Below are 21,181 nucleotides of genomic sequence, written 5' to 3' on the forward strand. Positions count from 1 at the left end.
AAGCAGCCGCTCCCGTCCGGAGAGGGGGATGCGCGATGGGGCGAGGATCAAGGAAGTCGGGAGCCTTCGCGGCGCCACGCCGTGTAGACGGGTGCGGGCTGTGACAGCGCTGCCGGTGCAACAGCGGGTCGAGTTGAGCGAGTTCGACGCTCTTGTTTCCGCCCCGGCGGGCGTTCTGGACGCCATTCCAGGCGCCGTCTACCTGTGCGACGCCGAAGGCGACCTGCTGCGCTACAACGCCGAAGCGGTCGAACTCTGGGGCCGGGCTCCGCCTCCGGGGGCCCGCTTCTGCGGCTCCGCCAAACTCTATCAGATGGACGGCCGGGCCCTGGACCCCGAGGCCTGTCCGATGGCGGAGGCGGTCCAGACCGGCAAGGTGACGCGCAACGGCGAGGTGGTGATGGAGCGGCCGGATGGGTCGCGGTTCACGGCCCTGGTCAACATCCGCCCGCTGCGTGATCCCGCCGGTGCAATCCAGGGCGCGATCAACTGTTTTCAGGACATCAGCGAGCAGAAGGCGCTGGAGCAGGCGATGGTCCAGACCCATCGCGACCTTGAGGACTTTTTCGAGAACAGCGCCGTCGGGCTTCACATCGTCGGCGGCGACGGCATCATCCTGCGCGCCAACAAGGCCGAGCTCGATCTGCTGGGCTATGCGGCGGACGAGTACATCGGCCGCCACATCGCGGAATTCCACGCCGACCAGGACACCATCGACCGCATCCTCGTTCGCCTGTCCAGCAACGACAGGCTGGAGCGCGAACCCGCGCGCCTGCTGGCCAAGGACGGATCGATCCGCCACGTTCTGATCACCTCTAACAGCCGTTTCGAGAATGGCGAGTTCGTCGGCACGCGCTGTTTCACCGTCGACGTCACGGAACTGCAGCGCTCGGAGGAGGCCCGGCGCGAGAGTGACGAGCGGCTGGCGGCGACTTACCAGGCGGCCACGGTCGGCATCGCGGAGGTGGATGAGGCGGGCCGCTATGTCCGGGTCAACGACGCGCTGTGCGAAATCCTCGGCCGGTCGCGCGAGCAGATGCTCCAGACAAGTCTGTTCGAGACGACCCACCCCGATGACCGCGACGCCGAGATCGAACAATACGGGCGTCAGGTCCGCGGGGGCGCCTCGGGCTATGTCACGACCAAGCGGGTGCTCCGTCCAGACGGCGCGATCGCGCACGTCGAGGTCTCGAGTTCCTCGGTGAGGGGCGACGACGGCCGGTTCGCCTATGGCGTCCGCGTCATGCAGGACGTGACCGAGAGCCGCCGGATGCAGCGGGAGATCGAGGCGAACGAGACCCGGCTTCGCGAATTGCTGGAGTACCTCCCGGCGGCGATCTACACCACAGACGCCGAGGGTCGGATCACCTTCTACAACGATGCGGCGGTCGAGCTGGCCGGTCGTGAGCCGGTGTTGGGCAGCGACACCTGGTGTGTCTCCTGGAAGCTGTTCTGGCCCGACGGAACGCCGATGGCCCACGACGAGTGCCCGATGGCGGTGGCCCTGAGGGAAAACCGCCCCATTCGCGGCGGAGAGGCCTTGGCCGAGCGGCCGGACGGAAGCCGGGTCCCGTTCATGCCCTATCCGACCCCCCTGAGGGACGCGGAGGGGAATGTGGTCGGGGCCATCAACATGCTGGTCGATATCAGCGACCGGAAGGCGGCCGAGGCGCGTCAGAAGGTGATGATCGACGAACTGAACCACCGGGTGAAGAACAGTCTGGCGACCGTGCAATCCCTCGCGCTGCAGACAGTCCAGCACGCGGATGGGCTGGAGGATTTCGCCACCACCTTCGAGGCGCGGCTGATGGCGCTGGCCAAGGCGCACGACCTGCTGACCAAACGCAACTGGATGAGCGCGCCGTTGTCCGGGCTCGTCGAGGACATCGTCGCTCCGTACAGCACCGGAGCCGACCGGCTGCGCATCGACGGCGAGCCGGTCGAGACCAACTCGCGCGCCGCGCTGGCACTGACCATGGTGCTGAGCGAACTGGCCACGAACGCCGCCAAATACGGGGCGCTGAGTCGGGCGGCCGGCACGCTGGCGGTCAGCTGGCGGGTTGTGTCGGATCCGGCCCCCACCCTGATCTTCAACTGGACGGAGGACGGCGGACCGGAGGCGCGGGAACCCGCGCGCCGCGGGTTCGGGACGCGACTTATACGGCGCTGCGTCGAACGCGACATGGAGGGCGAGCTGGACATGGCGTTCGACCCGGCGGGCCTGCGCGCCGAAGTGCGGATTCCTCTCGCGGTGATCCGTCTGGATGACTGAGTTTTCGGGCCTCAGCGTGTTGCTGGTCGAAGACGAGGGCGGGGTCGCCCTGTTGCTGGAGACCATGCTCGAGGACCTCGGGTTCGAGGTCGCGGCTTCCGTGGCGCGGGTGGGCAGGGCCTTCGAGGCTATCGAGGCGCGGGCGTTCGATCTCGCCGTCCTCGACGTGAACCTCGGGGGGGAAACCTCTTTCGACCTGGCGAGATCGCTGGTCGGCGGACGCACGCCGGTGGTGTTCAGCACCGGTTACGGGGCCGCCGGCCTGCCTGTGGACCTGCAGAGCTGCCCGGTGCTGTCCAAGCCGTTCACCCAGGACAGCCTTCGCGAGACGATCCGGGCGACCGGGATCGGGGCGCGCTGAACGGCGCGCCTGAAGCGCGGAGGCGCTCAGCCTTCGATCGGAATGATGAAGACGCGGTCGTAGTTGGCCGGCCCGTCGTAGCGGGGCAGGGCCACGTAGTCGTCCCCGGCGTGCTCCATGACCTCGCGCGCGAGGGCGTTGAAGGCGGCGCGATCCGTTCTTCGCCGGGGCAGTACGACGAAGCCGTCATCTGATTTTTCCACCGCGTGGGACGGCCCCCCGTCCCTCAGCGACTGCAGAAACACGCCCATGGCACGCCCCGTCGATCAGGGTTGGATGACCGCAGTGATCCATAATCGCGCCGGAAGCGCAACAGGAGAGGCCGGGCCCGCGTCTCACATCCGCGAGAGCGTCGGAATAGACGCGAGAGCCCGCTGGCGCTTGACCGCCTTCGCAGGTGCGGTCATTGCGCGGGTATGAATATCCTGCTGGTCGGCTCAGGCGGGCGCGAGCACGCCCTGGCGTGGAAGATCGCCCAGTCCCCGCTGCTCAAGCGGCTGGTCATCGCACCCGGCAATCCGGGGATGGACAAGCTGGGCGAGCGCGTGGCGCTGAAGGCCACAGACGCCGACGGCCTCGCCGCCCTGGCGCGGGAGATGAAGGCCGATCTGGTGGTGGTCGGCCCGGAAACCACGCTGGAGGCCGGGCTGGCCGACCGGCTGGCCACCGCCGGCATCCCCTGTTTCGGGCCGACGAAGAAGGCGGCCCAGCTGGAGACCTCCAAGGCCTTCTCCAAGGCCTTCATGGAGCGGCACGAGATTCCGACGGCGGGATACGGTGTCTATGAGCGGCTGCACGAGGCGCGGCAGGCGCTGACGGTGTTCAAGCCGCCCTATGTGATCAAGGCCGACGGGCTGGCGGCGGGCAAGGGCGTGGCCATCAGCCCCACGAAGCGCGAGGCCGAGGGCGAGATCGAGCGGATGCTGGGCGGTCGCTTCGGCACGGCCGGGGCGCGGGTGGTGATCGAGGAATTCATGGACGGCGAGGAAGGCTCGCTGTTCGCCGTCTGCGACGGGCAGCGGGCGCTGCTGCTGGGCGGTGCGCAGGACCACAAGCGGGCCTATGACGGCGACCTCGGGCCGAACACGGGCGGCATGGGCAGCTATTCGCCGGCCCCGGTGTTCACGCCGGAGCTGGTCGAGGCGGCCGAGCGGAATATCGTCGCGCCGGTCATCGCCGGTATGGCGCGGGAGGGCATGCCCTATCGCGGCGTGCTCTACGCAGGTCTGATGGCGACGACGGACGGGCCCCGGGTGGTCGAGTTCAACGCCCGCTTCGGCGACCCGGAGTGCCAGGTGCTGATGATGCGGATCGACGGGGACATCGTGCCCCTGCTGCTGGCCTGCGCGCGCGGGGACCTGACCCGGGTCGATCCGCCGGAGTTCCGGCCCGAGACGGTGATCTGCGTGGTGCTGGCGGCCACCGGCTATCCCGACAGCCCGCTGGAAGGCTCGATCATCCGCGGCGCCGACCAGAATTTCGGCCCGCACGTGCAGGTCTTCCATGCCGGCACCCGGCGGCGTGACGACGGCCAGCTGGCGGCGGCCGGCGGGCGGGTGCTGAACGTCTGCGCTCGTGGCAAGGACATCGCCGAGGCGCGCCAGCGGGCCTATGCGGCGGTGAGGAAGATCGACTGGCCGGGGGGATTCCACCGTACCGACATCGGCTGGCGGGCCATGGAGCGGGAAGCGGGGAGCGCCGGTTGAAGGCCGTGGCGCCCTGACCGGTCAGGTTGAAGCCGCGTGAGGGTCGGCGCCCGGTGTGTTATCGTCGGGATATGAACGGCCCCCCGAATGATTTCGATGAAGAAGCGGCCGTCTTTGACGCCGAAGCCGAAGCTGCAGCCGACGCGGCATTCGATGCGGCGACGGATCGCGGCTTGGCTGATGCCGAGGCAGGGCGCTTCGTCAGCCATGAGGCGGTGAAGCGCTGGCTGCTTTCATGGGGGACCGAGAATCCGCTGCCTCCGCCGAAATGCGGCGAGTAGCATGGACGGATCAGGCCGTCAGAGACCTGATGGCCATCGGACAATATATTGAAGGGTTCAGCCCCAACGCGGCCCGGAAAGTGGCCGCCAGGCTGCTAGCGCTCGGCGAAAGTCTGCACGAGTTCCCAAATCGCGGGAGACAGGTCCGGCCTGGCTTGCGCGAACTGACGAGTTTTCCGCCTTACCTCCTCAGGTATGAAGTGCTGAAAACCGAAGTGCGGATCATCGCGATCCGCCACACGGCCCGGCGGCCGGAACCCTAGGCCCAGGCGAACAGCAGCCGGCCTTCGCCCATGCGTTCGCGCAGGGCGGGGAGGTCGTGGTGGGCGACGGAGAAGCAGCCGTAGCTGCGGCCCAGCTTGCCCTCGCGGGCGAGGAAGGCCGGGTCGGCGTAGTCGGCGCCGTGGACGATGATGGCGCGCTCGCGGGCCAGGTTGTTGGTGTACTCCAGCCCGTCCAGCAGGACGTTGGGGCCCTGCTGGGGGCCGTGGCCGGCGCCGGCGGTGGCGTAGGCGCCGACCGAGGACATGTAGCTGTCGGGGGTGTTGGAGAAGGTCGTCGCGAAACCCGTGTGCGACGGGTCGGAGCCGCGGCCGTGGGTGGTGCGCATCAGGGTGACGGCGCCGCCGTGCAGATCGACCTCGTAGAGCCGCTCGTCGCCCGAGAATTTCTGGAAATCGACCAGATACATGCGGTCGCGTTGGGTGATCTTGCCTTCGTGGATATCGAGGGCGGCGAGGGCGCGGTCCATCAGCTCCTTGCGCACCGAGCCGCGCGGATCGAGCGGGCGGGTGGAGTTGAGCTGGGCGGTGATGACCTCGGGCGGGCGCTCGACCGGGATGGTCGGCGGCACCTGCTGGCCGGCCGCGGTGACGACCGGACGGGCGGCCGCGGTGGCGCAGCCCGACACCAGCGCCGCGCCGCCAAGGATGAATCCACGTCTCGCAAGCCGCATGCGACGCCCCTCGCATGTTCACAGGAGGCGACAGGTTGTTTCAAATCACCACGCGCAGCAACCTGAGCCTTGGCATGGAGCGTATCCGGTCTAGGGTGAACGATGGGTTTCGGGAGGGTTTCGTGAAGTCGATCGCATCGGTGCTGGCGGCGACCGCCATATTTCTGGCCGGCGGGGCCGCGGCGCAAACGCCCGCCGTCGCTCCGCTTTCGCCGTCAGAGGGAACCACGTTCGTGCAAGTGGGGCGGCTTCTGGCCAATCCGGCGAACGGTTCCGTTCAGCGCGATAAAACTCTCGTGATCGAGGGCGGGCGGGTCGTCGCGGTGCGCGACGGCTTTGTCGGCGAGGGCCGGATCGTCGACCTGCGCGACGCCTTTGTGCTGCCCGGGCTGATCGACAGCCATGTGCATCTGACCAGCCAGCAGAACCCGAACGGGCGGCTGGAGGCGGTGACGCTGTCGAGCGTGGACCGCGGCTTCGTCGGGGCCCGACACGCCCGGCGGACGCTGATGGCCGGCTTCACCACGGTGGCCGATCTGGGCGGGCAGAACGAGGCGGTCTTCGCCCTGCGCGACGCGATCCGGCGCGGCGACGTGCCGGGTCCGCGGGTCATCGCCGCGGGCAGTTCGGTGTCGATCCACGGTGGCCACGGCGACGCCAACGGCTACCGCGAGGACGTCATGCATCTGCTGTCGTCGGAAAGCGTCTGCTCGGGCGTCGAGGACTGCATGCGGGCGGTGCGGACCCAGGTGCGGTCGGGCGCCGACATCATCAAGATCACCGCCACCGGCGGGGTGCTGTCGAACACGGCGGCGGGGCTGGGCCAGCAGTTCTCCGAGGCCGAGCTGGCCGCCATCGTCGAGGCCGGGCACCGGATGGGACGGCAGGTCACGGCGCATGCTCACGGTGCCGACGGCATCAACAGCTTCCTGCGCGCGGGCGGCGACTCGATCGAACACGGGACCTATCTGGACGCCGAGTCGATCCGGCTGATGCGGCGCGAGGGCGTCTATCTGGTGCCGACGCTGATGGCCGGGGATTTCGTGGCGCGGGTCGCCTCTGGGCCGGACAATTTCTTCACCCCCGCGCAGACGGCCAAGGCGATGCAGGCCGGACCGCTGATGCTGGCCATGGCGGGGCGGGCCCACGAGGGCGGGGTTCGGATCGCCTATGGAACGGACAGCGGCGTCTCGGCGCACGGCGACAATGCGCAGGAGTTCGCCCTGCTGGTGCGGGCCGGGCTGACGCCGCTGGAGGCGATCCAGACGGCGACGGTCAGTGCCGCGGCGCATCTGCGGATTTCGCAGGAGGCGGGGCGGATCGCGGCGGGGATGCCGGCGGATCTGATCGCGGTGGCGGGCGATCCGCTGGCCGACGTGACCGAGCTGGAGCGGGTGCGGTTCGTGATGAAGGGTGGGGTAGTTTACCGGGACGAGTAGAAATCCTCCCCTTCGGGGGAGGGGGACCATCCGAAGGATGGTGGAGGGGGCCTGATCCGGACGCTGGCGCATGGGGTTAGCCCCCTCCACCCCTTCGCGGTCCCCCTCCCCCAAGGGGGGAGGACCTCAACCGGGGGAGTAGCAATCGCTGGAACCCCGCCTCGTTCTCGAACACCGCCTTCACCGGCCAACTGACCACCCGCGTCCGCCATTCCGGCGGCAGGCGCAACCAGTCCTTTTCGGTGGTGATCAATTTCGCCCCGAACTGGTCGGCGCGGTCGGCGAGGAAGCGCAGGTCCTGTTCGCGGAAGGCGGCGTGGTCGGGGAAGGGGGCGAAGTCGGCGAGGTCGGCGCCGGCGGCGATCAGGGCGCGCTCGACCTTCCACGGCTTGGCGATGCCGGCGAGGCCGACCAGCGGGCCGGGCGGCGGCGGGGCGGCGGGCTGGAGCCGGGCGATGAAGATCGGCAGGGCGCCGAAGACCTCAAGCAGGTCGGGGTCGGCGTCGGGGGCGTCGGCGGGGAGGAGGACGACGACGGCGTCGGCGCGGGCGAGGCCGGCCTTCAGCGGTTCGCGCATCGGGCCGGAGGGGAAGACCGAGCCGTCGCCGAACGGCCATTCGTCGCCGCGGGTCTCGCCGTCGACGACGACGAGGCTGAGGGTCTTCTTCAGGGCGGGGTTCTGGTGGGCGTCGTCCAGCACGATGGATTGCGCGCCCGCGTTGGCGGCGGCGCGGGCCCCGGCGACGCGGTCGCGGGCGATCCAGGCGGGGCTGTCAAGCGCCAGCATCAGCGGTTCGTCGCCGACCTCAGCGGCGGTGTGGACGGCGGGATCGACCCGGAGGGGCCCCTCCAGCGATCCGCCGTAGCCGCGCGACAGGGCGTGGGCGTCGATGCCGCCGGCGCGGAGCAGGCGCAGCACCTCGCGGGCGACCGGGGTCTTGCCCGAGCCGCCGACGGTCAGGTTGCCGACCGAGATGACCGGCACGCCGGGATCGACGGGCGAGGCGTTGGCGATGCGGCGGGCGGTGGCGGCGGCCCAGACCCACGACAGCGGCTTGAGCGCGAACCGCAGCACCGAGGCGTGGCGCGGATCGCGGGCGTACCACCAGCGGGGGGTGTTGAGCTTCATCCGCGCCCCCTGATCGGAGCCGGCGGCAGCAGGGGCGTCAGGCTGTCCCACAGCCGGTCGAGGCCCGAGCCGGCCTCGGCGGCGGCGCGGCGGCCGCGCTCGCCCATGCGTTTGGCCTCGGCCTCGTCGGCCAGCAGGGGCGCGAGAACGGCGGGCAGGTCCCAGGGGGCCTCGACCACGGCCAGACCGCCCGCGGCCACGAGTGCGTCGGTGACCGCGGCCCAGTTCGACATGTCCGGGCCGGTGACGGCGGGCTTGCCGAGGCGGGCCGGTTCGAGCGGATTGTGGCCGCCCACCGGCGGCTTCTCCAGGGCGGCGGAGAAGCTGCCGCCCATGACCACGACGTCGGCGAGGCGCAGGAACAGGCCCATCTCGCCGAGGGTGTCGGCGACGTAGAGGTCCGTGTCGCGGTCCGGCTCGCGACCGGCGGAGCGAAGGGCGAAACGGTAGCCGTCGCGGCTCAGGGCGGCGGCGATGGCGGCGCTCCGTTCCGGGTGGCGGGGCACCAGGATCAGGCACAGGCGGTCGGCCAGTTTGTCGAGGGCGCGGACGAGGGCGATCTCCTCGCCGTCATGGGTGCTGGCGGCGACGACCACCGGCCGGTCGCCGATGGCGGCGCTGAGGCGGGTGAAGGCGCCCGGATCGTGCGGCGGCGCGGCTCCGGCCAGCTTGAGGTTCACATGGCCGTCGATGCGGGCGCCGAGGCCCTCGAGCCGGTCGGCCGAAGTGGCGTCCTGCGGCAGGATGCGGTCGAAGGCGGACAGCAGGCGCCGGGCGAGGCCGGGGAAGCGGCGCCAGCCGTCGGCGGTCTTCCCGGTGATGCGGGCGCTGGCGAGGACCAGCTTCACCTCGCGGCGGCGCGCCTCGAGGATCAGGTTGGGCCACAGTTCGCTCTCGACGAAGACGGCGGCGGCGGGCCGCCAGTGGTCGAGGAAGGCGCAGACGGCGCCGGGCGTGTCGACGGGGGCGAACTGGTGGATGACGCCGGGCGGCAGCCGCTTGGCCAGCAGGGTCGCCGAGGTCAGGGTGCCGGAGGTGACCAGCACGGTCAGGTCGGGGCGCTTCTGGCGCAGGCGCTCGACTACGGGCAGCAGGGACAGGGTCTCGCCGACGCTGACGCCGTGCAGCCAGACCAGACCGCCGGCGGGGCGGGCGACGGAGGCGAGACCGAGACGTTCGTCGACCCGGGCCGGGTCCTCCTTGCCCTGTTTGGCGCGGGCGTCGAGCAGGCGCGGGGCCAGCGGTTCCAGCAGGCGGGTCAGCAGCCGGTAGGCGATCAGGGCGGGGCTCACCTAGAGACGCTCCAGCCCGGTGATGGCGTCGGCGGCGGCCTCGACGGCGGTGATGCGCGCGGTCCAGTCGGCGACGACGTCGACCGGCTGAGCCCCCGCGGGGAAATCGGTCCGGTCCCAGACCACGGCGCCCCGGCCGAAGGGAAGGGGTATGATGGTGTGGTCCCAGTTGTCGAGGCGGATGGCCGGGTTGCAGGACAGGCCGACGAACAGCACCGGAACCTTCGACAGTTTCGCCAGGACCGGCAGGCCCTCGGCCATGCTGTGTCTGGGGCCGCGCGGGCCGTCGGGCGTGATGGCGAGGCCGCCGACCTTGAGTTGGCGCAGGCCGTCGCGCAGGGCCTGGGCGCCGCCCTTGTCGGTCTCGCCCTTGTCCTTGTTGGCGGAGGAACCGCGCACGGCGGGAATGCCGAGGCGGGCCATCGAGCGGGCGAACAGTTCCCCGTCGGCGCTGCGCGAGATCATGCCCTTGATCGGCTGGGCGCGATCCAGCGGCCAGGCGGCCGGGGCCAACGAGGTGCGGGAATGCCAGAAGACAGTCAGAACCCCGCCACCCTGATCCCAGACCGCTTCGGCCAGGTCGGGGTTGCGGTGCTCCCAGCGAATGGTGGCGTAGCAGAAGCGCAGCCAGCCGGCCATGATCCAGCCGAGGGCGCCCTGGACCGCGGGATTCCGGAGCGGCTTCATGCGACCGAAGCCACCGTCACGGGATCGCCGTCCAGCGACTGCTGCTTCGCGAGACGGGCGTAGAGGCCGCCCTTCTTCACGAGACCGGCGTGGGAGCCGGTCTCGACGATGCGACCGGCCTCGACGACATAGATGCGGTCGGCGTTGCGGACGGTGGACAGGCGGTGGGCGATCATCAGGGTGGCGCGGCCGGTCATCAGCCGGTCCAGCGCGGCCTGGACGAGGGCCTCGCTCTCGGTGTCCAGCGCCGAGGTGGCCTCGTCGAGCAGCAGGATGGGGGCGTCCTTGAGGAAGGCGCGGGCGATGGCGATGCGCTGACGCTGGCCGCCCGACAGGCGCAGGCCCGCCTCGCCGGCACGGGTCCGATAGCCCTCGGGCAAGGCGGTGATGAAGTCGTGGGCGGCGGCGCTGGCGGCGGCGGCCTCGATCTCGGCCTGCGAGGCGCCGGGGCGGCCATAGGCGATGTTGGCGGCGAGGGTGTCGTCGAACAGGAAGGGCTCCTGGGTCACCAGGGCGATATGGGCGCGCAGGTCGTGCAGCTTCAGTTCGCGGATGTCGCGGCCGTTGATGGTCACCGCCCCGGCGGTGACGTCGTAGAAGCGTGGCAGCAGGCTCAAGATCGTGCTCTTGCCGCCGCCGGACGGGCCGACGAGGGCGACGGTCTCGCCGGGGGCCACGGTCAGCGAGATGTCGGACAGCGTCGGGGCGACGTTTTCGGCGGCCGGGGCGTAGGCGAAGGAGACGCGGTCGAGGCCGATGGTGACGGGACCGTCGGGCAGGGCGGCGGCGTCGGGGGCCTCGCGGATCTCGGGCTGGATGTCGAGGGCGGCGAACAGGCGGCGGGCGGCGGTCAGGCCCTCGGCCATCACGGTCTGCAGGTTGGTGACCTGACGCAGGGACTGGCCGGCGGCCATCAGCAGGCCGATATAGGCGGCGAAGGCGCCGACGCTCATCTCGCCGCCGCGGGCCTGCCAGCCGGCGTAGGCCATGACGGCGGCGACCACGAACATGGCCATCAGATTGCTCAGCGGCCCGGCGAAGGCGCGGCTGTCGGCGGATTTGATAACGTGCCGCTGACGCCGGCCGACGACCTCGCCGACGCGGGCCTCCTCGGCCGCCTCGCGGTTCTCGATCTTGATCAGGCGGACGCCGTCGAGGTTCTCCATCAGGGCGGTGGAGAGGTTGGAGGTCTCGACCATGGCCCCGGTGGTGGCCTTGCGCATCCGCTTGCCGAAGCGGCGGATGACGAAGGCGATCAGGGGCGCGCCGAGCAGGACGATCAGGGTCAGCCGCCAGTCGATCCACGCCATATAGGCCAGCACGGCGAATAGGGTCAGGGCGTGCTGGGTGTAGTTGACTACGCCCTGGGTGAAGGCCTCGCGCACCAGATTGGCGTCGAACAGCACGGAGGAGACGAAGCCGCCGGAGTGCTGGCTGCGCAGCCGGGCGAGGTCGGCGCGGATCATGGCCCCGAACAGCTTGATCTGGATGTCGCCGACGATGCCGTGACCGAGCCGGTTGACCAGCGCCGCCTGACCGAGGGCGGCGGCGGTCCAGATCAGGCCCGCGCCGATGATGATCAGCGGGATGGCCAGCAGCGCCTCACCCGGCGGCACGGTGAAGACGCCCCAGATGGTCACCGCCCGGCCGAGGAACAGGCCGTCGATGGCCGGCTCGAGCAGCTGCAGCACCGTGGCGGCCATGACGCCGACCACGGCGGCGCAGAGGATCGACAGGAACAGCGGCGTTCGGTGGTGCGAGAGGTAGTCGCGCCAGATGCGGGCCAGCAACGGCCGCAGCGGCTCTGGTTCGTCAGCGGCGGGCGCGGGCGTCGTCATCGGTCCGAGGTCGGACGGGACGGGGGGGAAGTCAAGCGGGGAGGTGAGCCGGACTGGACAGGCCGACGGTCAGTCAGGCGCGCGGTTTCCTTTCAAGGCGCGACGGGACCAGTTGGCGATCGCCTTGGCCAACTCCCATTGCCAGAGGTAGCCTTGGTAAAGCATGCCGGCGACGAAGACGGTGAACACGGCCATCCCAAGGAGCATCATCGGGTCGGCCCAAACTCGCTCATCCGCCGCCATCACGAGGAAGCACAGGGCGCACCACAGGCCGATGATCCACGCCAAGATTCGGCGTACGAGTCGGGCACGCGGGCTGAGGGGCGCGGCGGTCACCCTGGACGGCTTTGGTCTCGCAGTCGGGACTGCGATGGCCGCCTCTTTCCCGGCTATGGCGCGATCCAGCTCGCGCAGCTTTTCCTCAGTTGTCTTTTCAGCAACGGCCATGTCCTGAGGCTAGCACGCCTCCAGAAGAGTGCGATCCCCGACGTAGATGACGGAGGCGGTCCGACCCGCTATCTCCCCCTCCCATGTCCCGCTACAACCTCACCACCCCAGGCGGCCGGTTTCGCGCCAAGTGGGACTATCTCTGGAAGGATCACGCCTTTCTGAGGCGGTGGTTCATGAACGCGCACTGGCTGGGGCCGGATCTGGTGCGGACCAATCAGCCGTCGCCGCGGCAGCTCGCCTACTGGAAGTCGCAAGGCATCAGGACGGTCATCAACCTGCGCGGCAGCGAGCGGGACGAGGCCTGGTTCGCGCTGGAGAAGGACGCCTGCGAACGGTTGGGCCTGACCCTGATCAGCGCGCCGCTGGACAGCCGCGATCCGCCGCAACCGGAGCGGATTCACCGGGCGCGCGAGTTGTTCCGGACGATCGAGTATCCGGTGCTGATCCACTGCAAGTCGGGGGCGGACCGGGCCGGGATGATGGCGGTGCTGTACCGGCATTTTCATCTGGGCGAGCCGATCGCCGAGGCGATCAAGCAGCTGGACAAGAAATATCTGCACCACCGTGAGGGTCTGACCGGGGTGCTGGACTACACGCTGGAGAAATACCTGACGGAGGTCGAGCCGACGGGGGTGAGCTTCGTCGACTGGATCGACAGCGACGTCTACGACCCCAAGGCGATCCGGGCGGAGTTCAAGGCGCAGTGGTGGGGGACGCTGCTGACCGAAAAGCTGCTCAGGCGGGAGTAGTCAGCCCCACGGGCCGCGCGGCGCGCCGGGCGGGTCGCGGCCCTGATCGCCGGCCATCTCGGCCTCGCGCCGGGCCTTGCGGTCGGCCTCCCAGCGCCGGAACCAGCGGGACCAATTGCGCTCGCCGCGCCACGCCGCGCCCCAGATGACCAGGGCCATCAGCAGGAAGGCGAGGCTGGCGATTTCCTCGGCGCCGATGGTGCGGCCGAACAGGTTCAAGGGCGGGGTTCCTGCGATGACGCGGCCTGCGGGTCGTCGTGGGTGAAGGTGTCGCGCGGGGTCGGCGCCGGGCCGGGCGTGACGGGATCGTTCCAGGCGGTGTCGGTTTCCTGCGGTCCGGCGGTCGGCTGGTCGGGCTTGCGTCGGGTGGCCCAGATGACGATGCCGGTGCCCAGCGCCAGCAGGCCGAGGACGATCAGGGCGGTGGTCAGCATGGCTCTCTCCCGGGCAGGCGTCGCAGTATAATGCAAAAGCGCGCCAGCGGGTGAGGGAGTTCCCGGACTCAGTGCTCGTGGGCGTCGCCGCGCGGATCGATCATGCGGTGGGCGTGAAGGATGAAGAACCGCATGTGGGCATTGTCCACCGTGGCCTGGGCGCGGGCCTTCCAGGCCTTGCGGGCCTCGGCGTAGTTCGGGAAGGCGCCGACGAACTCGACCTTCGACAGATCGCGGAACACAGGCGCGTCGAGGTGGCGCAACTCGCCGCCGATGACGAGGTGCAGAAGCTGTTGGGGTTCGGTTTCGGCGGGCTGGGTCATGGGATCGTCCGGACGGGAGGAGGGCTTAACGGGCCGCGAGGGGAATAGGCGCTGTACGCCGCACGATCAACGGGTGAAGGGCGGCGGCGCTGCAGACGAGGCTGCCCTGGCGCGGATCGGGCTGGTTGAAACGCCAGGCGCCGCCGTGATGGTCGCTGACCCGGCCACCCGCCTCCTCGACAATCAGGGCGCCGGCGCAGACGTCCCAGTCCCATTTCGGCGTCAGGGCGATGGCGGCGTCGAAGGCCCCGGCGGCGACGAGGGCCATGCGGTAGGCGATGGCGTTGCGCTTCTCGTAGCGCATGGCCGGCCACGGCTCGGGCCAGTGCGGGCCCTCCATCAACCGGGCGTCGGCGAGCACCGAGGCGTCGTCGAGGTCGGCGGTGTCCGAGGCGGTGATCGGTCGTCCGTTCAGGAAGGCCCCGCCGCCGAGCACGGCGGTGAAGGTCTCGCCCAGGGCCGGTGCGTGGATCACAGCGGCGACGGGGCGGCCGTCCTCGACCACGGCGATCGGTATGCACCACCACGGCTTGCCCTTCATATAGGCGACGGTGCCGTCGATGGGATCGACCACGAAGATGCGGCGGCGGGTCAGACGCCCGGCCCCGTCGGCGGTTTCCTCGGACAGCCAGCCGTAGTCCGGGCGCGCGCCAATCAGGGCGGCGTGGAGCAGGCGGTCGACGGCCATGTCGGCCGAGGTGACCGGGGAGCCGCCCGGCTTTGACCAGATCTTCAGTCCGGCTTCGCGTTCGGACAGCGCCAGCTCGCCGGCCGCCACCGCGGCGTCCTGGATCAGCGCGAGGTCGGCCCCGAGGTCCTGGTTTGCCTCGCTCATTTGCCGGCGATAGCCACCGCGTCGAACATCAGCGACGGGCTGTTGTTGGCGCCCCGGAACTCGAGGTCCGAGCCGCGCTGCAACCGGGCGTAGAGGTCGGGCAGCCTGCCGGCGACGGTGACTTCGCTGACCGGGTAGGCGATGGCGCCGTTCTCGAACCAGAAGCCGGACACGCCGGCCGACCAGTCGCCGGTGTTCGGATTCAGCGACGGACCGAACATCGAAGTGACCAGAAGACCGGCGCCTGCGTCGGCCATCAGACCGTGGAGGTCGCGTTCGCCGGGTTGCAGATGCAGGCTGTGGGTCGAGACGCCGGGCGGACCGGCGAGACCGCGCGCGGCGTGGCCGGTCGAGGCGAGGCCGAGCTGGGCGGCGGCGGCGCTGTTCAGCAGCCAGGTGGTCAGTCGGCCGTCGTCAATGATTGATTGACGGGCGACCGCCACGCCCTCGTCGTCGAACGGGGTCGAGCCGAGACCACGGCGGCGGAACGGGTCGTCGATCAGATCGACGCCCGCGGGCAGGACCGGCTGACCCAGCCGATCCTTGAGGAAGGAGGTGCCGCGGGCGATCGACGGGCCGGAGATGGCGCCGATCAGGGGCGACAGGATCTGCATGGCCAGGCGGTTCTCGAAGATCACCGGGGCCGTGGTCGAGGCGATCTTGCGCGGGCCGGTGCGGGCCACGGCGCGGCGGCCGGCCTCGGCGCCGATGTCCTCGGCGGAGGGCAGGTCGGACAGGTGGCGCGCGGCGCGCTGCTCGCCGCCCCGCTCCATGGCTCCGTCCTTCTCGGCGATGACGCCGACCCCGAGCGAGAAGGCCGAGCCGTGATAGGCCCCGTCGAAACCGTGCGAGGTGACCAGACGCCAGCGGCTGGCGGAGGCTGAGGCGTGGCCGCCCTCGGAGCGGACCACGCCGGGCACGGCGAGGGCGACGGCTTCGGCGGCGGCGGCGGCGCCTTCCAGGTCCGCGGCGCCACGCTCCGTCGGGTCGAACAGGTCGAGGTCACGGAAGGGGCCGCGGGCGAGGCGGTCTTCAGGCGCGAGCCCGGCGTAAGGGTCCTCGGGGGCGAGGCGGGCCATGGCCACGGCGCGCTCGACAAGACGGGCGCGGGTGGCGTCGGACAGGTCGGAGGCGGAGACGGTGGCCTGGCGCCGGCCGATGAAGACGCGCAGGCCGAGATCGCGGCTCTCCTCGCGCTCGACGTCCTCCAGCGCGCCGTTGCGGACTCCGACGGACAGGGCGGCGCGCTCGGCCGAGACGGCCTCGGCGGCGTCGGCCCCGGCCTTCAGGGCGGCGGCGACCAGTTCGGGCAGGATGTCGGAAGGGGCGGACGTCGGCAGGCTGTCGGACATGCCCCGATATGGCCGGACGGACGCCGGGCCGCAACCGCGCACGTCACCTTCAAACGAAGGCGTGGACCAGCAGCATCCCGCCGGCGCCGAGCAGGGCCAGATAGGTCAGGACCATGCCCAGAAGCCGGCCCGCCGTCGGCCGGGTGTCGTTGAGCCCGACGGCATGGGCCAGACGTCCGGCGAACAGGGCGGCGCCGACCCCGTGGATCGCAAGCGGCGGCAGGCCCAGCATCGCCAGAACGGTCAGGGCCGCGACGCCGACCGGGATATATTCAGCGGCGTTGCCGAACACCCGGCAGGCCACATTGACCTGGGGCACGCCGCCGTCGCCCAGCACCACCCGGTGCTTCTGGCGCGCGAGCACGACCCGGATTGAAAGGATGACCAGCAGCAGGACCAGAAGGCCGCTCCAGAAGGCGGCAGTCTGGATCGGGCTCATGCCCGTGGTCATCTCGGTCATCGGTCAGGTCTCGCGGGCCACCGGATAGAGGCGGAAGCGATCATCATAGAACGGCGTTCGTTCGTAAAACCACTGCAAACGCGCGCCGGGGCTGGCGGCGAACTCGGGCTCGGCCGCCAGCTTGGCCTCGAACTCGGCCTTGAGGGCGGGATCGGCGGCCATCATGCGCTCGGCCAGCGGGGCGATGGCGTAGCCCTCGATGTATTCGACGCGGCTGAGCACCTCGGGGAACAGGCCCCAGGCGAAGAAGCTCTCGGACGACTGCGGTTCCAGCAACAGGACGACGACGTCGCCCAGCGGCTGGTCGGTCGGCACGCGGACCGAGCCGGCGGGGAAGGTCCAGTCGCGGCGCTCGGGCGTGACCGAGGTGACGGTGACCGGCACATGACCCTCGTTCGGACGGGCGGCGAGCTTCGGATCGTCGAGGCGCAGCATGTCGACGGAGACGGTGCGCGGCGCGTCGAGGGTCTCCATGGCCATGCCGTGGATGCGCAGGCGCTCGATGATGTCGGCCCGGTGCGCCGGCACCCAGTAGGCTTCGGGCCGCTTGAGCGTCAGCGTCGGATGCGACGAATAGAACGGCATCTGCCACAGGTCGGGGTCCGGCTCGCCGAGCCAGCGGATTTCTTGCCGGCCCGAGGCAGGACTGTCGTACATCTCGTAGCGAATGCCCTTGAAGGCGCGGGTCGTCGCGGGCTCCTCGTCCTGGACGAAGTTGGCGGGGATTTCGGCCGGGCGCAGGGCGCGGTCGGCCTCGACGGCGGCGCGCAGGCCGCGGCCCTCGGCGGCCAGAAGGCGCATGGCTTCCTCGAGGAAGACATAGGTGCCGAGCACGCGCTGCTCGTGCGGCTTCAGGCTGTGGTTTTCGATCAGAATGGTCGGGACGTGGGCGGCCGAGCCCCAGCCGTTGGAGAACCGCTCGCCGAGGCCGCCGTCGGAAAGGCCGGCCCGGGGGTCGTCGTCCATGCCGAAGACCAGTTCGCCGGGGATATGACCCTCGGCCTCCAGCGCGGTGTTCATCGCCGGCTTGAAGGCGGAATCCAGCCACCGCGCCGTCGACGGCGAACGCGAGTAGATGCCGTTCTCGCCGTTGTAACCGTAGGTGACGTCGTACTGGTAATCCATGCCGTCGGTGACGTGGATGTCGACGTAGAGGTCCGGCCGGTATTTGACGATCAGGCCGCGCACCGCCCGCATCTCGGCCTGGTCCAGCTTCAGATAGTCGCGGTTGAGGTTCTGGTTGGTCGCCGTGTTGCGCCAGCCCTGGATGCGGGGGCCGCGCTGATTGGGGCGGCTGTAGGCGCTGGTCCGCTCATGACCATCGACCGACAGGATGGGAATGAGGATCAGGTTGACCCGGTCGAGAAGGTCGGACTTGCCGTAGAAGGCGATGTCGCGGAGCAGCATCATGCCCGCGTCCTTGCCGTCAATCTCGCCGGGGTGAATGCCGGCCTGGGCCAGCAGCACCGGCTTGGCCGGATCGAAGGCGGCGCCGTCCTTCGAGGCGATGACGGCGTAGATCGGACGGCCTTCCGGCGAGACGCCGAACTGTTCGATGCGGATCAGGTCGGAGGCGGCGTCGAGGCGGTCGAACCAGGCCCGGGTGTCGGCGTAGGTCGGGCTGAAGTCATGTGCCGGGTCGGCCTCGAACGGCGTAACCCAGGGATCCGAGGCGTCGCGGAGAAGGGCGCGGCTGGCGCCATCCCAGGCGGGAGCGGGCGGCAGGAAGGGTTGATCCCACGGGGCGGCGTTGGGGACGGAGGACGGCGTCTGGGCCATGGCGGGAGCTCCCAAAGAAAGCAGGGCGAGGACGGCGAACAACGGGCGCATGGAACCTCGGGGCAAAGCGGGGCGCACAGGTAGCGCCATTTGGCTCCGGCGGCAAAACGGGGTCAGGACTGTCCGGCGGCGTGGGGCGGCGTCGGCGTGACCACATCCGTCAGGCCGGGAAGGGCCGCGGTGACCACGGCGGAGAAAAGATAGAGAGCGATGTGGATCCCGGTCAGGGAGGCGAAGACGGTCTTGTTGCGCGACAGGGCCGCGGGAACGACCAGCCCCACATAAACCGCGATCCCGACGGCGTAGTTGATCACCAACAGGGTCGCCGCCGGCTTGGCGAGGATGACCGGGAGGGCGGTCAGGAAGGCCAGGGCATTGGCCGCGATGGTGAGAAGCAGGACGACTTTGCGGTTGGCCCAGAAGTGGTCGTCCAGCGACATCCCGTCCTCGATTTCGTGCGGAAACACCAGCGAGGCGGCTATGAAGTAGACGACAGCCACGATCAGGCTGGCGACCAGCAGACCGTAGCTGAAAGGCACATCGCGGAACATCGTCCAGGCGAAGTCCCAGAAGCTGGCGACATCGAGAGCGACGAAGACGGCCAGCAGGGGCGTCAGCCACCCGATGCGCAACTTGCGTCGGTGCTGGATGGCCGTGGCGGCGCCGGTGGCGATCACCGCGAGCGAAAGGCCGAGCAAGAGGCCGTAGAAGCTGAAGAAGAACTCGAACGCGCTCAAGCGCCCCTCCATCCGCGGACGGTGTCAGCGGCCGACCGACGGGGGTCGCCCGCCGGCGCGGCGAAAACCGGGTGGGCCGCCTCCCTAGCGGTTCCGCTTGGCCTCAAGCCGGTCGATGGTGCGCTGGGCTTCCTCGCGGCGGCGGGTCAGGACGTTGACCTGGGCCTGCTGGGCTTCGGTCAGGCCGCCGGCGGCCTCGCCCGCAGCCTGGAGATCGGCCAGCTGGCTGTCGATCTCAAAGACCTGGTCTTCGGCCTCGAACAGGCGGTTCTCCTCGCGCTCGGTGAGGGCGGGCCGGGGCGGGGCGGCGTTGCGCGGCGCGTTGCGGCCGGTCATCACCTGGGCATCGGCGGAAGTGACCGGGAGAGTGAGCGCCGGCAGGGCCAGGGCGGCGGACAGGGCGATGACGAGGCTGTGTTTCATGGAGCGACTCCGGGAAGGACAGCCCTAATGTGTATTACAGTTTCGTCATCTGAAAAGCGCTTTTAGGACACAATCGGCCGAGCATTGATCGCGGACCCGTGTCAGCCCTGCGGTTTCCAGATCGGCGCGCCGTCGCCCGGCAGCCCGAGGCGGTCCCATATCGCCGACACGCGCTCGACCACGGCCTCGTCCATGCGGATTTCCTCGCCCCATTCGCGATTGGTCTCGGGCGGCCATTTGTCGGTGGCGTCGAGTCCGATCTTGGACCCGAGGCCGCTCTCGGGGCTGGCGAAGTCGAGATAGTCGATCGGGGTGTTCTCGATGACGGTGATGTCCCGCGCCGGGTCCATCTTGGTCGAGATGGCCCACATCACCTGTTTCCAGTCGCGGGCGTCGATGTCGTCGTCCACGACGATCACCCATTTGGTGTACATGAACTGGCGCAGATAGCTCCACACGCCGAGCATCACCCGCTTGGCGTGGCCGGGGTAGGCCTTCTTCATCGACACCACGGCGATGCGGTAGGAGCAGCCCTCGGGCGGCAGCCAGAAGTCGGTGATCTCGGGGAACTGCTGGCGCAGCAGGGGGATGAAGACCTCGTTCAGCGCCTCGCCCAGCACCGAGGGCTCGTCCGGCGGACGGCCGGTGAAGGTGGTCAGGTAGATCGGGTCCTTGCGCATGGTGATGGCGCTGACCTGGAAGACCGGGAAGGTCTCGACCGAATTGTAATAGCCGGTGTGGTCGCCGTAGGGGCCTTCGGGCGCGTGCTCGTCGAGCAGGACGTGGCCCTCCAGCACGATCTCGGCCTGGGCGGGGACCATCAGGGGCACGGTCTTGCAGGGGACCAACTCGGCCTTGGCCCCGCGCAGCAGGCCGGCGAACTGGTATTCCGACAGGGTGTCGGGCACCGGCGTGACGGCGGCGAGGATGGTGCCCGGGTCAGCGCCGAGCACGACGGCGCAGGGCAGGGGCTCCTTGCTGCGTTTCTTGTGCCGGGCGTAGTGCTGGGCCCCGCCGCGGTGGGCCAGCCAGCGCATGATGGCCCTGTCCTTGCCGAGCACCTGCATGCGGTAGATGCCGAGGTTGAAGTCGTCCTCGCGGTCGTCGGACGGGCCCTTGGTCACGACCAGGCCCCAAGTGATCAGCGGGGCCGGCTCGCCGGGCCAGCAGCCCTGAACGGGCAGGGCGGTCAGGTCGATCTGATCGCCCTTGAGCACCACCTGCTGCACCGGGGCGGACTTCACGACCTTGGGCCGCATCGACATCACGGTTTGCGCCAGCGGCAACATGTCCATGGCGTCGGACAGGCCGCGCGGCGGGGTCGGGTTCTTGAGGAAGGCCAGCAGTTCGCCGACCTCGCGCAGCTCTGCGGCGGTGGTCCGCTGCTTCTTCTCCAGCGTCACGCCCATGGCCACGCGCTTCACCGTGCCGAAGAGGTTGGCGAGGCAGGGAATCGGGCTGATCGATCCGTCCGGCATGACCGGCTTCTCGAACAGCACGGCGGGGCCGCCGTTGCGCAGCAGCCGGGTCTGGATCTCGGTCATCTCGAGATGGGTCGAGACGGGTTCGGAGACGCGGACCAGCTCGCCCTCGGCCTCGAGCATCGAGATGAAATCGCGCAGGGATTTATAGGCCATCGATCGCTCCAGACGAACCGCTGGATTAGGCGGACGAAGCGC

At 69.9% G+C, this 21,181-nt stretch carries 24 protein-coding genes; 7 read left to right on the forward strand and 17 right to left on the reverse strand.

Going from position 1 to position 21,181, the window contains the following annotated elements; translation table 11 throughout:
• The first annotated feature begins 100 nt into the window (after positions 1–100).
• Positions 101–2,272 carry a PAS domain S-box protein gene (locus tag HNQ67_RS11700; RefSeq protein ID WP_221247882.1) on the forward strand — a complete coding sequence of 724 codons (2,172 nt, stop codon included), beginning with the start codon at positions 101–103 and terminating at the stop codon, positions 2,270–2,272.
• Positions 2,265–2,633: a response regulator gene (locus HNQ67_RS11705; RefSeq protein ID WP_183255666.1), complete on the forward strand. Its 369-nt coding sequence runs from the start codon at positions 2,265–2,267 to the stop codon at positions 2,631–2,633. Before HNQ67_RS11700 ends, HNQ67_RS11705 begins: the two co-directional genes overlap by 8 nt.
• A 26-nt stretch (positions 2,634–2,659) precedes the next feature.
• On the opposite strand, the gene HNQ67_RS11710 is transcribed toward HNQ67_RS11705, so the two are convergent.
• Entirely contained in the window at positions 2,660–2,884 is a 225-nt protein-coding gene (locus HNQ67_RS11710) for a hypothetical protein (RefSeq protein WP_183255668.1), read from the reverse strand.
• Between the two features lie 165 nt (positions 2,885–3,049).
• Here HNQ67_RS11710 and purD point away from each other — a divergent pair, with 165 nt between their 5' ends.
• The 3 genes from purD to HNQ67_RS11725 all read left to right on the forward strand — a co-directional run bounded on the left by purD (position 3,050) and on the right by HNQ67_RS11725 (position 4,883).
• The gene (gene purD / locus HNQ67_RS11715) at positions 3,050–4,339 is read left to right on the forward strand and encodes a phosphoribosylamine--glycine ligase (protein WP_183255670.1); all 1,290 of its coding nucleotides are present in this window, start codon (positions 3,050–3,052) and stop codon (positions 4,337–4,339) included.
• Between the two features lie 71 nt (positions 4,340–4,410).
• Positions 4,411–4,620: a CopG family transcriptional regulator gene (locus tag HNQ67_RS11720; RefSeq protein WP_183255672.1), complete on the forward strand. Its 210-nt coding sequence runs from the start codon at positions 4,411–4,413 to the stop codon at positions 4,618–4,620.
• A gap of 29 nt (positions 4,621–4,649) precedes the next feature.
• Positions 4,650–4,883 (forward strand): type II toxin-antitoxin system RelE/ParE family toxin, encoded by a 234-nt coding sequence (locus HNQ67_RS11725; protein ID WP_246347586.1) that lies wholly within the window; start codon positions 4,650–4,652, stop codon positions 4,881–4,883.
• Here the strand turns inward: HNQ67_RS11725 and HNQ67_RS11730 are convergent.
• Positions 4,880–5,575, reverse strand: a complete 696-nt coding sequence (locus HNQ67_RS11730; RefSeq protein ID WP_183255674.1) for a murein L,D-transpeptidase catalytic domain-containing protein — start codon at positions 5,573–5,575, stop codon at positions 4,880–4,882. The genes HNQ67_RS11725 and HNQ67_RS11730 overlap by 4 nt on opposite strands.
• A gap of 122 nt (positions 5,576–5,697) precedes the next feature.
• Between HNQ67_RS11730 and HNQ67_RS11735 the strand changes: the two genes are divergently transcribed.
• Positions 5,698–7,014: a metal-dependent hydrolase family protein gene (locus HNQ67_RS11735; RefSeq protein ID WP_425486347.1), complete on the forward strand. Its 1,317-nt coding sequence runs from the start codon at positions 5,698–5,700 to the stop codon at positions 7,012–7,014.
• Between the two features lie 76 nt (positions 7,015–7,090).
• Here the strand turns inward: HNQ67_RS11735 and lpxK are convergent, their stop codons facing one another.
• The 5 genes from lpxK to HNQ67_RS11760 form a co-directional block, all read right to left on the reverse strand.
• On the reverse strand, positions 7,091–8,143 hold the full coding sequence (gene lpxK, locus HNQ67_RS11740) for a tetraacyldisaccharide 4'-kinase (protein ID WP_183255679.1): 1,053 nt from the start codon (positions 8,141–8,143) through the stop codon (positions 7,091–7,093).
• On the reverse strand, positions 8,140–9,435 hold the full coding sequence (locus HNQ67_RS11745; RefSeq protein ID WP_183255681.1) for a glycosyltransferase N-terminal domain-containing protein: 1,296 nt from the start codon (positions 9,433–9,435) through the stop codon (positions 8,140–8,142). Before HNQ67_RS11745 ends, lpxK begins: the two co-directional genes overlap by 4 nt.
• On the reverse strand, positions 9,436–10,122 hold the full coding sequence (locus HNQ67_RS11750; protein ID WP_183255683.1) for a lysophospholipid acyltransferase family protein: 687 nt from the start codon (positions 10,120–10,122) through the stop codon (positions 9,436–9,438).
• Complete coding sequence (locus tag HNQ67_RS11755; RefSeq protein ID WP_183255685.1) at positions 10,119–11,960, reverse strand: ABC transporter ATP-binding protein; 1,842 nt, start codon at positions 11,958–11,960, stop codon at positions 10,119–10,121. Before HNQ67_RS11755 ends, HNQ67_RS11750 begins: the two co-directional genes overlap by 4 nt.
• A gap of 69 nt (positions 11,961–12,029) precedes the next feature.
• Entirely contained in the window at positions 12,030–12,407 is a 378-nt protein-coding gene (locus tag HNQ67_RS11760; protein ID WP_183255686.1) for a hypothetical protein, read from the reverse strand.
• Positions 12,408–12,490: 83 nt separating this feature from the next.
• Here HNQ67_RS11760 and HNQ67_RS11765 point away from each other — a divergent pair, with 83 nt between their 5' ends.
• Positions 12,491–13,159 (forward strand): protein tyrosine phosphatase family protein, encoded by a 669-nt coding sequence (locus HNQ67_RS11765; RefSeq protein ID WP_183255688.1) that lies wholly within the window; start codon positions 12,491–12,493, stop codon positions 13,157–13,159.
• Here the strand turns inward: HNQ67_RS11765 and HNQ67_RS11770 are convergent, their stop codons facing one another.
• The 10 genes from HNQ67_RS11770 to HNQ67_RS11815 form a co-directional block, all read right to left on the reverse strand.
• On the reverse strand, positions 13,160–13,378 hold the full coding sequence (locus tag HNQ67_RS11770) for a hypothetical protein (protein ID WP_183255695.1): 219 nt from the start codon (positions 13,376–13,378) through the stop codon (positions 13,160–13,162).
• The gene (locus tag HNQ67_RS11775; RefSeq protein WP_183255697.1) at positions 13,375–13,593 is read right to left on the reverse strand and encodes a hypothetical protein; all 219 of its coding nucleotides are present in this window, start codon (positions 13,591–13,593) and stop codon (positions 13,375–13,377) included. Before HNQ67_RS11775 ends, HNQ67_RS11770 begins: the two co-directional genes overlap by 4 nt.
• A gap of 68 nt (positions 13,594–13,661) precedes the next feature.
• Complete coding sequence (locus tag HNQ67_RS11780) at positions 13,662–13,916, reverse strand: DUF4170 domain-containing protein (protein WP_183255698.1); 255 nt, start codon at positions 13,914–13,916, stop codon at positions 13,662–13,664.
• A 25-nt stretch (positions 13,917–13,941) separates the two neighbouring features.
• Positions 13,942–14,751: a 3'(2'),5'-bisphosphate nucleotidase CysQ gene (locus HNQ67_RS11785; protein ID WP_183255700.1), complete on the reverse strand. Its 810-nt coding sequence runs from the start codon at positions 14,749–14,751 to the stop codon at positions 13,942–13,944.
• Positions 14,748–16,103, reverse strand: coding sequence for a TldD/PmbA family protein (locus tag HNQ67_RS11790; protein WP_183255702.1), 1,356 nt, complete (start codon positions 16,101–16,103; stop codon positions 14,748–14,750). Before HNQ67_RS11790 ends, HNQ67_RS11785 begins: the two co-directional genes overlap by 4 nt.
• A 49-nt stretch (positions 16,104–16,152) precedes the next feature.
• Entirely contained in the window at positions 16,153–16,563 is a 411-nt protein-coding gene (locus HNQ67_RS11795) for an MAPEG family protein (RefSeq protein ID WP_343054910.1), read from the reverse strand.
• 3 nt (positions 16,564–16,566) lie between these two features.
• Positions 16,567–18,393 (reverse strand): M14 family metallopeptidase, encoded by a 1,827-nt coding sequence (locus HNQ67_RS11800; RefSeq protein ID WP_183255704.1) that lies wholly within the window; start codon positions 18,391–18,393, stop codon positions 16,567–16,569.
• Between the two features lie 62 nt (positions 18,394–18,455).
• Positions 18,456–19,079 carry a hypothetical protein gene (locus HNQ67_RS11805; protein WP_183255706.1) on the reverse strand — a complete coding sequence of 208 codons (624 nt, stop codon included), beginning with the start codon at positions 19,077–19,079 and terminating at the stop codon, positions 18,456–18,458.
• 84 nt (positions 19,080–19,163) lie between these two features.
• Positions 19,164–19,502, reverse strand: coding sequence for a hypothetical protein (locus tag HNQ67_RS11810; RefSeq protein ID WP_183255707.1), 339 nt, complete (start codon positions 19,500–19,502; stop codon positions 19,164–19,166).
• 101 nt (positions 19,503–19,603) lie between these two features.
• The gene (locus HNQ67_RS11815) at positions 19,604–21,139 is read right to left on the reverse strand and encodes a UbiD family decarboxylase (protein ID WP_183255708.1); all 1,536 of its coding nucleotides are present in this window, start codon (positions 21,137–21,139) and stop codon (positions 19,604–19,606) included.
• Between the last annotated feature and the right edge of the window lie 42 nt (positions 21,140–21,181).

Source organism: Brevundimonas basaltis (assembly GCF_014202075.1).
GTDB classification, from domain to species: domain Bacteria; phylum Pseudomonadota; class Alphaproteobacteria; order Caulobacterales; family Caulobacteraceae; genus Brevundimonas; species Brevundimonas basaltis.